The 14,101-nt window shown below is 74.9% G+C and carries 14 protein-coding genes; 5 read left to right on the top strand and 9 right to left on the bottom strand.

Annotation, left to right across the window (positions count from 1 at the left end; all coding sequences use genetic code 11):
• Positions 1–35: 35 nt before the first annotated feature.
• Entirely contained in the window at positions 36–203 is a 168-nt protein-coding gene (locus ABTY04_RS23750) for a hypothetical protein (protein WP_352215379.1), read from the bottom strand.
• A gap of 140 nt (positions 204–343) precedes the next feature.
• On the opposite strand from ABTY04_RS23750, the gene ABTY04_RS23745 reads away from it, so the two are divergent.
• Positions 344–547, top strand: a complete 204-nt coding sequence (locus ABTY04_RS23745; protein WP_352215378.1) for a cold-shock protein — start codon at positions 344–346, stop codon at positions 545–547.
• A 66-nt stretch (positions 548–613) separates the two neighbouring features.
• Here the strand turns inward: ABTY04_RS23745 and ABTY04_RS23740 are convergent, their stop codons facing one another.
• Together ABTY04_RS23740 and ABTY04_RS23735 are read right to left on the bottom strand one after the other, a co-directional pair.
• Complete coding sequence (locus ABTY04_RS23740; RefSeq protein WP_352215377.1) at positions 614–1,192, bottom strand: TetR/AcrR family transcriptional regulator; 579 nt, start codon at positions 1,190–1,192, stop codon at positions 614–616.
• Positions 1,189–1,542: a DUF1304 domain-containing protein gene (locus ABTY04_RS23735; protein WP_352215376.1), complete on the bottom strand. Its 354-nt coding sequence runs from the start codon at positions 1,540–1,542 to the stop codon at positions 1,189–1,191. Before ABTY04_RS23735 ends, ABTY04_RS23740 begins: the two co-directional genes overlap by 4 nt.
• 96 nt (positions 1,543–1,638) lie before the next feature.
• Here ABTY04_RS23735 and ABTY04_RS23730 point away from each other — a divergent pair, with 96 nt between their 5' ends.
• Positions 1,639–2,649: a BtrH N-terminal domain-containing protein gene (locus ABTY04_RS23730; RefSeq protein ID WP_352215375.1), complete on the top strand. Its 1,011-nt coding sequence runs from the start codon at positions 1,639–1,641 to the stop codon at positions 2,647–2,649.
• Positions 2,650–2,680: 31 nt separating this feature from the next.
• Here the strand turns inward: ABTY04_RS23730 and ABTY04_RS23725 are convergent, their stop codons facing one another.
• The 3 genes from ABTY04_RS23725 to ABTY04_RS23715 form a co-directional block, all read right to left on the bottom strand.
• Positions 2,681–2,884 (bottom strand): ferredoxin, encoded by a 204-nt coding sequence (locus ABTY04_RS23725; RefSeq protein ID WP_352215374.1) that lies wholly within the window; start codon positions 2,882–2,884, stop codon positions 2,681–2,683.
• Between the two features lie 5 nt (positions 2,885–2,889).
• The gene (locus ABTY04_RS23720; RefSeq protein ID WP_352215373.1) at positions 2,890–4,077 is read right to left on the bottom strand and encodes a cytochrome P450; all 1,188 of its coding nucleotides are present in this window, start codon (positions 4,075–4,077) and stop codon (positions 2,890–2,892) included.
• 136 nt (positions 4,078–4,213) lie between these two features.
• Positions 4,214–4,552: a thioredoxin family protein gene (locus ABTY04_RS23715; RefSeq protein ID WP_352215372.1), complete on the bottom strand. Its 339-nt coding sequence runs from the start codon at positions 4,550–4,552 to the stop codon at positions 4,214–4,216.
• A gap of 151 nt (positions 4,553–4,703) precedes the next feature.
• On the opposite strand from ABTY04_RS23715, the gene ABTY04_RS23710 reads away from it, so the two are divergent.
• The 3 genes from ABTY04_RS23710 (at position 4,704) to ABTY04_RS23700 (ending at position 6,820) form a co-directional block, all read left to right on the top strand.
• Positions 4,704–4,973 carry a hypothetical protein gene (locus ABTY04_RS23710; RefSeq protein WP_352215371.1) on the top strand — a complete coding sequence of 90 codons (270 nt, stop codon included), beginning with the start codon at positions 4,704–4,706 and terminating at the stop codon, positions 4,971–4,973.
• A gap of 198 nt (positions 4,974–5,171) precedes the next feature.
• Positions 5,172–5,531, top strand: coding sequence for a YciI family protein (locus ABTY04_RS23705; protein ID WP_352215370.1), 360 nt, complete (start codon positions 5,172–5,174; stop codon positions 5,529–5,531).
• Between the two features lie 68 nt (positions 5,532–5,599).
• Entirely contained in the window at positions 5,600–6,820 is a 1,221-nt protein-coding gene (locus ABTY04_RS23700; RefSeq protein WP_352215453.1) for an RNA polymerase sigma factor, read from the top strand.
• Positions 6,821–6,871: 51 nt separating this feature from the next.
• On the opposite strand, the gene ABTY04_RS23695 is transcribed toward ABTY04_RS23700, so the two are convergent.
• Genes ABTY04_RS23695 through ABTY04_RS23685 form a run of 3 tightly spaced genes read right to left on the bottom strand, consistent with a single transcriptional unit; the run spans position 6,872 to position 13,931 of the window.
• Positions 6,872–7,849 (bottom strand): ABC transporter ATP-binding protein, encoded by a 978-nt coding sequence (locus ABTY04_RS23695; RefSeq protein ID WP_502996704.1) that lies wholly within the window; start codon positions 7,847–7,849, stop codon positions 6,872–6,874.
• Positions 7,846–10,629, bottom strand: coding sequence for an FtsX-like permease family protein (locus ABTY04_RS23690; RefSeq protein ID WP_352215369.1), 2,784 nt, complete (start codon positions 10,627–10,629; stop codon positions 7,846–7,848). The genes ABTY04_RS23695 and ABTY04_RS23690 overlap by 4 nt, the downstream gene beginning before the upstream one ends.
• The gene (locus tag ABTY04_RS23685; protein ID WP_352215368.1) at positions 10,626–13,931 is read right to left on the bottom strand and encodes an FtsX-like permease family protein; all 3,306 of its coding nucleotides are present in this window, start codon (positions 13,929–13,931) and stop codon (positions 10,626–10,628) included. The genes ABTY04_RS23690 and ABTY04_RS23685 overlap by 4 nt, the downstream gene beginning before the upstream one ends.
• Positions 13,932–14,101 lie beyond the last annotated feature (170 nt).

The raw sequence follows: 14,101 nt of genomic DNA, 5'->3' as shown, positions 1-14,101 counted from the left end.
CACCACACGAGTGCGCACTGCCCCGGGCCGCCCGGTCAGCGGACCGCGGGGAGCCGCAGCAGCAGCCCCTCGGCCTCGATCCGCCGCGTCGTCGCCCGCTGCGGATAGCAGCGCATGAACATCCGGGTGAAGTGCTCCCCGTAGTGGATCGCGGTGTCGTCGTACGGGTGGGGTTCCAGCGGCCGGATCCGGGCCCTGACCACAGCACGTACGGGACGGCCAAAGGTTCGAACCGTCCCCGGTTGGCCGCGCCCGGGGTGTGGTCTGCGTGACGGGTGGGCAGAATCGAGACGGCTGCACCGCACGTGTGGCCCGCGTGGAACGTTGAGAAGGATCGGCTCTGATGGCTACAGGCACCGTGAAGTGGTTCAACTCGGAGAAGGGGTTCGGCTTCATCCAGCAGGACGACGGCGGCCCCGACGTGTTCGTGCACTACTCCGCCATCCAGACCACCGGCTTCAAGGAGCTGGCGGAAGGCGCGAAGGTCGAATACGACGTCACTCAGGGCCCCAAGGGCCCACAGGCGGAGCGGGTGGTCAACCGCTGACGCCACTTCACGAGCCCAGCCCGTGCCCTTGAGCCCCGCCGGTTACCCCGGCGGGGCTCGGGGCTGTCACGGGGCGGGCCGGGAGCCCGTGCGGTGCAGGGCCAGGAGCAGCGGCCAGAGGTGGTCCGCCAGCTCCGCCGGGGAGCCCGGGACGCTGTCGTGCAGCCAGTCGGCGAGGACCCCGGTGAAGGTGGCGGCGACGGCCGAGGCGACCAGGCCGGCGTGCGGGGCGCCGGCCGCCTCGCGCTCCGCGCGGGCGCGGGCCCGCAGCTCCCGGTGGAGGCGCTCGCCGAGCGGCCCGCCGCCGCCCGGAAGGAGCAGGGTGCGGTAGAGGGCCGCGTGCGCGGCGGCGCCGGCGAGGAAGGCGGCCAGCGCGGCCGGGGGCCGGGCCGGGGCCTGTGCGCCGGGCTCCGTCTGCCAGGCGTGCAGGGCGTCGACCGCCGCGTGCACCACATCGGCGCACGCGTCGACGGCCAGCGCCGGGAGGTCCTCGTAGTGCAGGTAGAACGTGGCGCGGCCGACCCCGGCCCGGCGGACCACCGCCGAGACGCTGACCTCGCCGAGCGGCCGGTCCCCGCATTCGGCGAGGATGCTCTCGCGCAGCCGGGCCTTGGTGCGGGCGGTCCGCGGGTCCTCGGGGCTCATCGGGCCAGCAGCGCCGCGCCCAGGGCGAGCGCGCCGGGCAGGGCCTGGGCGAAGAGGATGCGGCGATTGGCGGTCGCGGCCCCGTACACCCCGGCGACGATCACGCAGCCGAGGAAGAAGATCTGCGTGGCGAGCGAGTCGATGGCCAGCGACCAGACCAGGCCGGCGGCCAGGAAGCCGTTGTACAGACCCTGGTTGGCGGCGAGCGGTGCGGTACGGCGGGCGAGGTCCTCGTCGAACCCCGACAGGGCCCGGCCGGGTGGTCGTTGCCACAGGAACATCTCCAGCACCAGGAAGTACATGTGCAACGCGGCGACGACGCCGATGAGGACCTGAGCGACCGTGTGCACGGCAACCTCCCCTTGACCGGGTGGAGCAGATTTCCTGGACAACTGTACAGGAACTCGCCGTCGGGTCCATTGAGTGCGCGCCGCTAGGCTGACCGCATGACTGTGCTCGTGTACGAAGACTTCGGGACCGGACGCCACCGCGAGGCCTCCCTGATCCGCCACGCCCTGGGCAGCGCCCACGACGAGGAGCTGATCGCGGGCCTGGCCGGCGGGATCGGCTTCATGTACTTCGTGTTCGAGTACGCCGGCCGCGCACCCATCGCGACGATCGTGGCGCAGGCCCATCCCGAGCCCTGGGTGCAGGTCGCGCTGCGGCGCCTCCACATCCCCTACGACGCCACGCGCGCCACCAAACCCCGCTGGGGCAGGGTGCGCGCCGCGCTCGACGGCGGTCAGCCCGCCTTCTGCGTCGTCGACCGGTCCTCGCTGCCCTGGCACGCGGCCGACGCCGACGCCGACACCGAAGCGGAGATGATCGGCGCCGACCCGTACACCGTCGTCATCGCCGGGTACGACGGCCACGACCTGTTGATCGAGGACGGGGCCGACGCCCCGTACCGGATCGACCGCGAGGAGTTCGGCAAGGCCTGGACCGCGCACCGCAAGGGCCGCCACCAGCTGATCGTGCCCACCGGGCCGCCCGAGGGCGAGCCCGACGTCGACGGGGCGATCGCCGCGACCGTCACCCGCATGACCGGGCCGGTGCTCGGCAGCCACTTCGACGTCAACTTCGGCTTCACCGGGATGGAGAAGCTGGCCGCGCAGCTGCGTGACCAGACCACCAGGACGGGCTGGGAGCGCCGCTTCGGCGGCTCGGCAGAGCTCTTCCGCGCCGGCACCGGGCGGCTGTACGCCTGCCTGGAGGAGGAGTGGACCGCCCCCGGCGCCACCCGTCCCCTCTACGCCGACTTCCTCGACCTCGCCGGACGGGCGGAGGCGGCCTCGCTCCTGCGGGAGTCCGCCGGGCACTGGTCGGCGCTGGCGGCACTGGCCCGTACGGCCGAGCCGGACTCCGACGCCGGCCGGCGTCGGGCCCTGTTCGACGAGTGCGCCGAACTCGTGGACCTCTCGCTGGCCCTGGAGCGCCGGGCCGTAGCCCTGCTCTGAGCCGTACGGGCCCCCGCCGAGGGGGCGCCGGTCACCCCTCCCGGATCCGGATGGCGGCGACCGGGCAGGCACGGGCGGCCTCGCGGACCAGCGGGCTGCCGTTGCCGTCCTCCCTGCCCGGGAGCACCTGGCTGAAGCCGTCGTCGTCCTGGGTGAAGACGTCCGGCGCGGTCAGGGCACACTGCCCGGCGCCGATGCAGACGGCCTTGTCGATGTCGATGCGCTGTGGCGACATGCCTCTCACCATGCCACGGGGAGTTCGACCATGCCCTGGATCGTGTCCCCGGGCCGGAACGGGATCCGGTCCGGCTCGGCCGCCAGCCGGAGCCCCGGCAGCCGCGTGAACAGCGTTCCCAGGGCGATCTCCATCTCGGCGCGGGCCAGGTTCTGGCCGAGGCACTGGTGGATGCCGAAGCCGAACGCGACGTGGTGCCGGGCCGACCGGTGCCAGTCCAGCGCGTCGGGTTCGTCGAACACCGCCGCGTCCCGGTTGATGACGGAGGTGGAGAAGACCACCCCGTCGTCCGCGCGGACCGTGACCCCGCCGATTTCGATGTCCTCGGTGGCCACGCGCAGCATCCCGTCCGCGATGGACAGGAAGCGCATCAGCTCCTCCACGGCCACCGAGATGAGCGACGGGTCGGCGCGCAGCTCGGCCAGCTGCTCCGGATGCCGCAACAGGGTGAACGTACCGAGCGAGATCATGTTCGCCGTGGTCTCGTGGCCCGCGATCAGCAGGATCGCGGCCAGCGAGACCAGCTCGTCGATGTCGGTCTCGCCGGTCTCCAGGCGCCGCTCGACGAGCTCGTCCAGCAGCCCGTCTCCGGGGTCGGTCCGCTTGCGCTCGATCAGATCGGCCAGATAGCCGTTGATCCGGTCCCGCGCGTCCTCCACGTCGGCGAGCTCCGGCCCGCGCAGCAGCCGCCGCGATTGCCCCTCGAAGAACTCGTGGTCCTCGTACGGGACTCCGAGCAGGGCGCAGATCACCATCGAGGGGACGGGCAGGGCGAAGTCGTTGACCAGCTCGGCCCGCGGCCCCCGGGCGACCATGCCGTCGATCAGCCGGTCCACGGTCTCCTGGATCGCGGGCCGCAGGGCCGCGGTCCGCTTCAGGGTGAAGCTCGGGATGAGCATCCGGCGCTGGGCGTTGTGCACCGGGTCGTCGACGCCGAGCAGGGCCGTGCGGCGGTTCTGGAGGCCCTTGAAGCGCTTCGTGGGAGTGGGGAAGGCCTTGTTCTGCCGGTCGGCGGAGAGCCGTCCGTCGGAGAGCAGGGCGCGCGCCTCGGCGTGGCCGGTGACCACCCACACCGAGCGGCCGTCGAACAGGGTGACCCGGGAGAGCGGCCGGCCCTCGCGGAGGGGATCGTAGGCGGTGGGCGGGTGGTAAGGGCAGGTTCGGTCCTGGGGAAAGGCAACGGTCTCTGACATGCAGCACCTCGTAAGCATGGTTCCGTGGGTCCGTCTCGCCGGAATCCATTACATGCCCTAGGCACCTATCTGACCTATGCCAGTTTCGGCCAGATAGCCCACTTTGGCCCGCCCGGCCTGATGGCCGCCGGACCGCTCAGAGGTGGGCGTCCAGGAACTCCCGGAGCTCCGCGGGGCTCATCACGCCGGCCCGGCTCGCCACGGCCTCGCCGTCCTTGACGAGGACCGCGGTGGGCGCGCAGGCCACGCCGAAACGCCTGGTCGGCCCGGGGCAGCGGGTCATGTCGGTGCGGACTGCGGTCAGCCGCGTGCCGTACTCCTCGGCGACCTCGGCCACGACCGCGTCCATCGCCCGGCAGGCCTCCAGGGCCTTGGGCCAGGTCCCGATGAAGTAGGCGAGAACCGGCCCCCCGGCCATGCCGAGGATGAAGTCGAACTCCTGGTTCTCCAGCGGCTGGTGTACCCGACGTGCCATGGGTGGTGCTCCTGCTCTCGTGTCCCGAGTGGTCCGTCCGCGATCCGCGGGGTCATCCGCGGGCGGGCCCCCATCATCGCCGCCGGCTCCGGCGGGCCGTCTCCCACCGGCCCGGGGCCCGTTGTCAGTGGTGCCTGTGAAGCTGGGCGGTATGGACGACAGGATGCTCCGGCGCCGGGTCTACGGCGCCGACCACGACGACCCCGACCCCGGCCCGCGCCCCGGCCACGTCTACGGCGAACTCGTGGGCGGCCCGCTGGACGGACTCCTCCTGGACATCACGGGCTGGAGCCCGCCCCGGCTGGCCGAAGAGGCGAGGCTCCCCACGGAGATAGGGCGCTACGGAGCCGGCGGCCGCACCCACTACCGCCGCCGCGCGGCGGACCCGGACCGCTGGGACTGGTCGGGCGACAGCCCGTGACGGGTGGCGCTGCGTCAGCGGCCCGGCGGGCCCCGCCGGAGCCCGCCGCGGGAGCGGAGTGTCGCCGCCGGCGGTGGTCCGCAGGGGCCCGGAAGATTCTTCGAAGAAATCTCGGGGAGCTGTCGATCCGGGCGTCTCCCGTTCGACGCAGGAGTGAGAGGCGGGGAAAGCCCCCGTCCGTCCGACCGAGGAGTCACCATGCCGCGCTTCCTTTCCATGATCCGCATCGACGAGCAGAGCCTTCCCGCCGTCACCGAGTTCCCGCCGGAGTTCGGGCAGCGCATGGGCGCGCTGCTGGAGGAGATCACCAAGGCCGGGGTGATGCTGGACACCGCCGGGCTGCTCCCCACCGCCGACGGGACCCGGGTGACGTGGTCCGGCGGCAAGCTGAGCTACACCGACGGGCCCTTCACCGAGACCAAGGAGGTCGTCGGCGGCTACGCCATCCTCCAGGCCAAGGACAAGGCCGAGGCGCTGGAGTGGACCAAGCGGTTCCTGGAGATCCACCCCGCGGAGTGGACGGTCGGCGCCGAGCTGCGCCAGATCGCCGAGGCCTGACCGGGCCGCGAACGCGCCCAGTTTGCCCTGCCTCGTCACGGCTGCTCTGATGGGTGGCCGTGACAGCAGTGAGTACGGCCCAGGCGGTCGAAACGGTATTCCGGATCGAGTCGGCGCGGATCATCGCCGGTGTCGCCCGCATCGTGCGCGACGTCGGCATCGCCGAGGAGATCGCCCAGGACGCGCTGGTCGCCGCCCTGGAACAGTGGCCGGAGTCGGGTGTCCCGGAAAAGCCGGGCGCCTGGCTCATGGCCACGGCCAAGCACCGCGCGATCGACCTCGTCCGCCGCAAGGAGACGTACGCCCGCAAGCTCGCCGAGGTCGGCCGGACCCTGGAGGACGTGCCGCCGCCCGACGAGCCGGCGGCACCGGACGACATCGACGACGACCTGCTGCGGCTCATCTTCACCGCCTGCCATCCCGTCCTGGCCACCGAGGCCCGGATCGCGCTCACCCTGCGCCTGATGGGCGGGCTCACGACCCGGGAGATCGCCCGCGCCTTCCTCACCTCGGAGCCGACCGTCGCCCAGCGCATCGTCCGGGCGAAGCGGGCCCTGGCCAAGGCGGGCGTGGCCTTCGAAGTCCCGTACGGAGCCGACCGCGAGCAGCGGCTCGCCTCGGTCCTGGAGGTCATCTACCTGGTCTTCAACGAGGGCTACTCGGCGACCGCCGGCGACGACCTGGTCCGCCCCGCGCTGTGCGAGGACGCCCTCCGGCTCGCCCGGGTGCTGGCCGCCCTGATGCCCAAGGAGCCCGAGGTGCACGGGCTGGCGGCTCTGCTGGAGTTCCAGGCCTCCCGGATCTCCGCCCGCACCGGCCCCGACGGCGAGCCGGTGCTGCTCGCCGACCAGAACCGGTCCAAGTGGAACCGGATGCTGATCCGCCGCGGCGCCCTGGCCATGCGGCACGCGGGGAGCGGCCCGTACTCCGTCCAGGCCGCGATCGCCGGCTGCCACGCGGAGGCGGTCCGCTACGAGGACACGGACTGGGCGACGATCGCCACCCTCTACCGACGGCTCGTGGAGCTGATCCCGTCACCCGTCGTGGAACTCAACCGGGCGGTCGCCGTCTCGATGGCCGAGGGCCCGGACGCGGCGCTCCCGCTGGTCGACGCCCTGTCCCGGGAACCGGCCATGCACGCCTACCACCTGCTGCCGAGCGTACGGGGCGACCTGCTGGAGCGGCTGGGCCGCAGGGAGGAGGCCCGGGCCGAGTTCGAACGCGCGGCCTCGCTCACGCACAACGCGCGGGAGCGGGCCCTGCTGCTCGGGCGGGCCGCCCGCATGTGAACACGGGTGGCGGGCGTCGTGACGCCCACCGGTTCGTTCGCCGGCCGGGGCTCAGGCGTCGGGGTCCTGCGGGTCCTGCGCGGAGTCGGGGCGCACCTCGATGTGGTCCGAGGCCAGGTCGACGGCCACGCGGTGCTCCATGCCCAGGGCCTCCAGGAACTTGTACGGGAGCTGTACGCGGCCGGTCCGGTCCAGCATCACGTACTCGCGCTCGCTCACCGACTCCGCGCCGTCCTCGTCCGTGACCGTGCGGCGCAGCACCTCGCTGCTGGTGCGGCCGTCGCGGATCGCCACCGTACGGCGGACCTCGCCCGCGACGAGCGGATCGTGCGTCACGATGACCACCGTGGCGCCGAGCTCGCGGTTCACGGTGCGGAACGCCTCGAAGATCGCGGCGCCCGTCTCGGAGTCGAGTTCGCCGGTGGGTTCGTCCGCGAGCAGGACCGGCGGGTTGTTGGCCATGGCGACGGCGATGGCCACGCGCTGCTGCTCGCCGCCGGACAGCTGGGCGGGGCGCCGGTCGGCGAGGTGGCCGATCCCGAGGGCTTCGAGGAGCTCACCGACGCGGGCGGCGTGCCGCTTCGCCGCGCCGCGGCGCGGGCCACCCCGGAACTGGAGTGGCACTGCCACGTTCTGAGCGGCAGTCAGGAACGGCAGGAGGTTGCGGGCGGTCTGCTGCCAGACGAAGCCCACTGCCTCGCGGCGGTAGCGCAGGGTGTCCTTCGCGGACATCTCCAGCAGGTTGTAGCCGCCGACGGTCGCGGTGCCCGCGGTGGGGGCGTCCAGGCCTGCCAGGATGTTGAGCAGTGTGGACTTGCCGCTGCCGGAGGCACCGACGAGGGCCACCAGATCGCCTTGGGCGACGGTCAGTTCCAGCCCCTGGAGGGCCTGCACCTCGATGCCGTCGCTGCTGAAGATCCGGACCAGGCGGTCGCAGGCGATGGCGGTCCCCGCCCCGGCTCTCCGGGGCTCGGCGGCGGCCAGAGCCTGCCGTCGCAGCTCTTCGTAGGTCGGCTGGTCGCTGTTCAACGCTGGTCTCCCGCTCTCAACTCGGTGGTGATCTGGCGCCGCCCGGACAGGGCCGCCTCGGCGAGCACGGCCGCCGCGACCAGGCCGGCCAGGCCCAGGGCCTGCGTCAGCACGGGCCGTACGGCGAGCCGTACGCCGGTGTGCGAAGGCGAGCCGACCATCGCGGACAGGTCCACGGCCGGCCCCAGCAGGGCCACGGCGGCCGCCGCGACCAGGGCGCCGCCCACCGCGGCGGCCAGGGCCTGCGGCAGCGCCTCCGTGAGGATGATCGCCACGCCCTGCCGGGGCCGCAGGCCCATGGTCCGCAACCGTGCGAGCAGCGCGGCCCGTTCGGGCGCGGCCCGGGCCATGGTGAGCAGGACGGCGAGCAGGGCGAGGCCCGCCGCACCGGCCACCGAGGTCCAGAAAAGCCGGCCCGCCGCGTGCCCCAGCGGATCGTTCGCCAGCCGGGTGCGCTCGGCGGCGCTGGTGTGCACGGCCCAGCCCTCGGTGGTCGGGCCCCGGGGCGCGGCGCGGACCAGCTCGTCGAGTGCGGACCGGTCCGGGGAGCCGAGTGCGAACCACCGGTTGGGGTGGGTCGTCTGGGCGACCGTCGCCGTCGCCGGGCCGGCCGGCAGGACGAGGAAGGAGCCGCCCACGCCCGGCAGGGCGGGCGTACCGTCGACGACCCCCGCCGTCTTCACCGGCAGAGACCCGCCGTTGTCGAGGCGCAGCTCGTGGGGGCCGGAGCCGGCCAGCCGTGCGAAATCCCGGCTGAACAGCGCGGGTACGGGCGTGCCGGGGCTGCCGGAGGCCAGCCGCGCCGGATCGAACTCGCCCCACCCCACGGCGCGGGCCAGCCCCGCGTACGCCACCGGGTCGGCGACGACCACCCGGACCTTGGTGGACCCCTGGTCGGTGCCGAAGACGAACGCGTCGTCGTCCGTCCACACGGGTACGGACAGCCGTACCCCGGGCAGTCGGGCGGCGCCGTCGAGAAGGGTCTGCGGAAGGACGTCCCCGTAGGGTGCGGCGACCTGCGCGTCGCCGCCCACGTTCCACCGCGCCACCTCGGACCGCGAGCTGTCGACGGTGGCGAGGACGGCGGCCCCGAAACCGGCCGTGGTGACGGCGAGCAGCAGGGCGACCACCGGCAGCACCGAAGGGCGCCGCCGGCTGCCGGTGCCGCGTGCGGCCCGGGCCAGACCGAGGAAGCCGACCAGCCCCGACCGCCGCCCGGCGACCCAGGCCAGCGCGCCGACGAGGGCGGGCGCGAGCCGTGCCAGGACCAGGCCGCCGCACAGGGCGAGCAGCAGCGGGGCGGCGACCAGCAGCGGGTCCACGCCCTCCCCGGCCGGGGCGACCCCGCGCTGCCGTACCTCGAACACTGCGGCGGCGGTCGCGACGAGGACGAGCAGCTCGCCGGCCGCCCGGCGCCGGGGGCGCGGGCCGCGCCGCGCGGACAGCGCCACGGCGGCCCGTACGGGGAAGGCGAGCAGCGCGAAGAGCGAGGCGGCCGACGCGGCGAGCAGGGTAGCCGTCCACCGCGGGGTCGGCAGCAGCAGTACGGCCAGCGCGGTCGCGAGCGCGGCGGCCGGCAGGACGGTGACCGTGCCCTCGCCGAGCAGGCGGAGCAGGATGCCGCGGCGGGACCCGCCGCGGGCGTGCAGCAGCCGCAGCTCGGCCTCCCGCCGGTCCCCGGTGAGCGCACCGGCCAGGCAGAACACCACGACGGCCACCCCGGCGACGCCCGCCGGGCCGATCGCGGCGAGCGGCGCGGCGGCCGCCTGCCGGGCCCGGGCCTGGGTGAACAGAGCCGGCAGCCCCGAACTGATCCGCAGCCTGGGCCGGCCCGTGTCCTGCGCCAGGTGGGTGGCGGTCTGGCCGGTCATGTACGCCGCGATCTGGTGCCCGACGGTGGCCAGTTGATCGGCACGGAGCACGTCCGTGTCCACCGGGAGCCGCCAGAACTCCTCGGCCTGCCCGCCCCACGCGCCGAGCCGGCCGAGCGCGTCCGGCCCGACGAGGGCGGAGCCCTCCCAGTACATCTCGGGCAGGCGAGCGCGGGTGTACCGCTGACAGGCGTGCGTGGGGCAGGGCAGGTCGGTCCAGAAGACGTCCGCCTCGTCGTTCGCGGTGTAGAGGCCGACGACCTCGGCGTCGACGGCGTCCGGGGTGCCGGAGGAGGTCCGCAGCACCGTGCCGACCTTGGCGCCGAGGGTCTGTGCGGTCTTCTGCGGCAGCGCCACGGGGACCGGGCCGTCGGGCGTCCCGCCGCCCGGCCAGCGCCCCTCCACCAGGCGTACGTGCTCCTCGGCCCCGTGCAGGTGCATCAGGTGGAGCATCGGCGAGACCTTCTCGGGGCGGGCCAGCTCGGGGTTGTCGAGGGAGCGCGGCTTGACGCCCCGGGTGCCGTACACCGGACCGCTCGGGGCGATGCCGTACCCGGGGCCGGTCCGTGCGAGCAGGGTGGCCAGCGCGGTGTCCAGGCTCTCGGGGCCCTGCGCGGCGTCCTGCGCGGGGGAGGTGACCAGCACGCTCGTCGCGCTTGCGCCGCGGTCGTGCAGGAAGGAGCGCAGCGCCTGGTCGGCGCCGCGGTCCAGGGCGCGCGGCAGCGCGGCCGACAGCAGTACGGTGACGAAGGCCAGTGCGGCGGCGAGCAGCGCGGTCAGCGGCGCCGCGCGCAGCCGGGTCCGCACCCAGGGCGCGGGGCGGACAGCGGACCCGGGCCGGGCGCCGGCCTGCGGGCCGGGCGGGGACGGCGGCGCCGCGGCGGTGGCCGGTGTGGCCGGGCTGGTCATATCTCCTCCACGTACCGCAGCCGGGCTGCAACGCCCCGGCCGCTCTGGTCACGTCGGCCGCCGAGCATGGCCGACAGCAGCGGCAGCACGGCGATCGCGGCGGCCAGCAGCAGCGTCCGGCCCTCCGGCAGGTCCACCAGGACCGGCGGCAGCGGCCGCCGGCCGGCGGGTGTCAGCACCATCAGCGGCACGACCAGGTGCACGACGGCCGCGCCCAGGCCCACACCCACGGCACTGCCGAGGCCGACCAGTACGAAACTCTCGGCGGCAGCCGTGCGGGCCAGGCTCCGCCGGGGCGCACCCAGCGCCGACAGCACGGCGAACTCCCGGGTCCGCTCCCGCGCCGACGCCGCGGCCGAGGCGGCGAAGCCGATCGCGGCCAGGGCCGCACAGGCCACGGCGAGGGCGGCCAGCGCGCTCTGCGGGCCCGCGCTCAGCGGATCGTCGAGCAGTTCGGCGGCCACCTCCTCGCGCAGCTGCACCTTCTGCCGGCCGGCGCCGGAGCGCAGTTCGGCGGCCGCCCGCGCGGGGAGCGGGTCGTGGGCGGAGGCCGCCGGCAGCCACCACTCGGTGGGGGGCGGGAGCTCGCGCCCGTTGTTGGCCGCGAACGTCCGGCCCAGGGAGGCCAGATCGACGGCAAGCGCAGTGTTCCCGGCCACGGGCAGCGAGTTCACGGACGCCGTCACCCGGACCCGCAGGGCCGCCCCGCCGAACCGGACCGGGATCGTGTCGCCCACCTTGGCACCGACGGCCCCGAGGTAGGCGGGGGTGGCGAGGGCGGGGAGCTCCGTGGCGGCCGGCGGCACGCCGGCGGGGGTCAGCGTGACGTTGACGCCGTCCAGGGCGTCGGCCGCGCCGTGGTAGCGCATGCGCAGCAGCTCCGATCCGTCGGCGGCGGCCGGTACCTGCTCGCCCGCGACGCCGTCCTTCAGCGTCGGCGCCGACAGCCTCCAGCCGGCCGTCGCGGACGCGGGGAGGGGGACCGCCGCGCCGCCCGTGCTGTCGGATACGGCGATCCGGCGGACGGACAACTCCCCCTCGGCGGGCCGGATGTCCCCGGGTTCCGGCATCAGGGCGGAGTAGGCGACCGTCATTCCGGCGAGGCTCAGCGGCATGGCGGCGGAGCCGATGGGGGCACCGGTCAGGGCGTCCAGGTGCGCGGAGACGGTCGCCCCGCCGTCGGCCGGGAGCGCCGCCATCGGCGTCCGGAAGGTGAACCCGAACCGGTCGCGCAACAGCAGCGAGATACGGGGGTTGCCGGCCTGTCGGGCGTGCACCGTCACGTCGAGGTCGATCCGCAGCGGTGTGCCGGGCAGCGCGATGCCGTGCGTACCGGCGGGGCCCGCGTCAGCGGCGAGCGGCGCGAACAGGCCGGCCATCGGGCGCCCGTCGCGCAGGTCCGCGCGCAGCGGTACCCGTTCGGCCACACCCGCGGCGTCGAGCGCGAGCAGCTCCCCGGTCGCCCCGCCCACCAGCTCCTGCTGTTCGCGGATCACCGGGATCACCCGCTCGCCGCCCGGCAGCGCCGAGTACCGGCCCCCCTGGCCCATGGCCGCCAGATCGGTGCCGGAGATCCGCAGCCCGCCCGCGGTGGCGAAGTCGGCCTGGTCGCGCTGGGACGCGGACCACGCGGTCTGCTGGCCGAGGGCCAGGACCCCGCTGGAGACGGCGAGGACGAGGAGCAGCACCGGGCCGGTGGCGCGCCCGGGCCGCCGGGCGAGCTGCCAGCCGGTCCAAGCCGGGCCGAGTCCGCGCCCGCGCGCCGCGATGCGCCCGCCGAGCCGGGAGGCGGCGTACGGCAGCAGCCGCAGCACCAGCAGGGTGCCGGCGCACAGGGCGAGGCTCGGCGCGGCGACCAGCACCGGGTCGATGCCCGGCACGCCGGACGCACCGGACGCACCGGACGCACCGGGGCCCCGGGAACCGCCCGTCCCGGGTCCGGAGTCGTTGTACGCGGACAGCTGCTGGTACGCGAGGACGGCGAGTGCCACCAGGGCGAGGTCCGCCCCGGAGCGGGTGGCGCGCGCGGCGAGCACCTCGCGGCCGCGTGTGCGGCGCAGGGCCGCGGCCACCGCGCCGCGCAGTACGGCGGGCAGCGCGGTCAGCAGGACGCAGGCGAGGGCGCAGCCCGCCGCGACCGGCCACAGCAGCCAGGTCCCGGAGCCGTCCGGCGGGACCTTTGACAGCGGGCCGAAACCGGCGAGCAGCCGCAGCAGCGGAGGGGTGAGCAGGGGGGCGAGGACGGCGGCGGGCAGGGCGAGCAGCAGCGATTCGGCCGCGGTGAGGGCCCCGAGCCGGCGCCGTGCGGCCCCGCGCGCGGTGAGCAGCAGGTTCTCGGTCTGCTGGCGGTCCGTCAGGAGGTGGGAGACGAGCAGCAGAGCGGCCGCGGCCAGGACGGTGAGCTGGAGCGCGCCGACCAGAAGTGTGGACCGGGCGACGAGCAGCGCGGACTCCAGTTCGCCCAGCAGGTCCGGCAGTTCGGTCCTGGCGTGGAGCCCCGAAGCGGCGGTGAGGGTGTCCGCCGCACCGCCGGCGCGCGCCCGGACCGCCCTGGTCTCGGCGATGCGGGCGGTGGCGAAGTCGGCGGTGAGGAGGGAGTCGCGGCTGTTCTGCACGAGCCCGCCGGCGCCGAAGACGCTGTCGTCCACGAGCAGCGGTCCGTACGTGGTGAAACTGCCGGTCTGGAACTCGCGACCGCCGAGCGGGTCGAGCCGCCAGTACGCGGCACCGGGGTCGGCCGCCCGGTAGACGCCCGTGACCACCACGGTGAGCGGGGGGCCGCCGTACCGGTCGTCGAGGCTCACCTCGGCGGGGAGCGCGCCCGGCGACAGTCCGAGCCGGGCCAGGGCCGCCTGCGGAACGGCCGCCTGCACCCGGCCGCCAGGCGCGGCGGCCGGCTCGGGCCACTGCCCGGCGAGCAGGCGTACGCGGTCCCGGGCGAGGGCGGCGAGCAGGGTCAGGTCGGCGTCCCGGCCAGGGGTTCGCGGGCCGGGGAGCCCGTACGAACGGCTGCGCGCCACGCTCTCGACGGTGACCGGCAGCCGGCCGAACACCTCGTCGGCTAAGGCCCGTACGGCCTCGTCGTCCTTGCCCCGCGCGGCCGCCGGATGCTCGCCCGCGACCAGGACGGTGGTCCGGGTCCGGCCGGGCCCCTGGAGCGCCCGGCGCAGCCCCGCTTCGCCCACGTCGCGGTTGAACGCGAGCAGTGCGGTCAGCACGGTCGTGGTGATCAGTGCGGTCAGCAGCACGGCGGCGGCGAGCGGCAGCCGCCCCCGGAGCCGGCGCACGACGAAGCCGAGCATGTGCCGTTTTCCTCCCCCATCCGGACCGTTGGTACCGGATAGCGGACGATGCTGTCAGATTCGAAAGCGCGACGGAAGGGACTTGCGCGAACGATGTGACGGATGAGCAAATTCGAAACGGCGGGGCGCCGGACGGAGTCCGCCGGCCGATTCCAGGGGGAGTCCAGACC

It is taken from the genome of Streptomyces sp. NPDC097981 (assembly GCF_040302565.1).
Taxonomy (GTDB): domain Bacteria; phylum Actinomycetota; class Actinomycetes; order Streptomycetales; family Streptomycetaceae; genus Streptomyces.
This window is presented reverse-complemented; position numbering and strand designations above follow the sequence as displayed.

What these genes read in the sequence shown, in the direction of transcription:
- ABTY04_RS23745 (WP_352215378.1), top strand. Translation starts at nt 344, where the DNA reads ATGGCTACAGGCACCGTGAAGTGGTTCAACTCGGAGAAGGGGTTCGGC.
- ABTY04_RS23740 (WP_352215377.1), bottom strand. Translation starts at nt 1,192, where the DNA reads ATGAGCCCCGAGGACCCGCGGACCGCCCGCACCAAGGCCCGGCTGCGC.
- ABTY04_RS23730 (WP_352215375.1), top strand. Translation starts at nt 1,639, where the DNA reads ATGACTGTGCTCGTGTACGAAGACTTCGGGACCGGACGCCACCGCGAG.
- ABTY04_RS23725 (WP_352215374.1), bottom strand. Translation starts at nt 2,884, where the DNA reads ATGTCGCCACAGCGCATCGACATCGACAAGGCCGTCTGCATCGGCGCC.
- ABTY04_RS23720 (WP_352215373.1), bottom strand. Translation starts at nt 4,077, where the DNA reads ATGTCAGAGACCGTTGCCTTTCCCCAGGACCGAACCTGCCCTTACCAC.
- ABTY04_RS23715 (WP_352215372.1), bottom strand. Translation starts at nt 4,552, where the DNA reads ATGGCACGTCGGGTACACCAGCCGCTGGAGAACCAGGAGTTCGACTTC.
- ABTY04_RS23710 (WP_352215371.1), top strand. Translation starts at nt 4,704, where the DNA reads ATGGACGACAGGATGCTCCGGCGCCGGGTCTACGGCGCCGACCACGAC.
- ABTY04_RS23705 (WP_352215370.1), top strand. Translation starts at nt 5,172, where the DNA reads ATGCCGCGCTTCCTTTCCATGATCCGCATCGACGAGCAGAGCCTTCCC.
- ABTY04_RS23690 (WP_352215369.1), bottom strand. Translation starts at nt 10,629, where the DNA reads ATGACCAGCCCGGCCACACCGGCCACCGCCGCGGCGCCGCCGTCCCCG.
- ABTY04_RS23685 (WP_352215368.1), bottom strand. Translation starts at nt 13,931, where the DNA reads ATGCTCGGCTTCGTCGTGCGCCGGCTCCGGGGGCGGCTGCCGCTCGCC.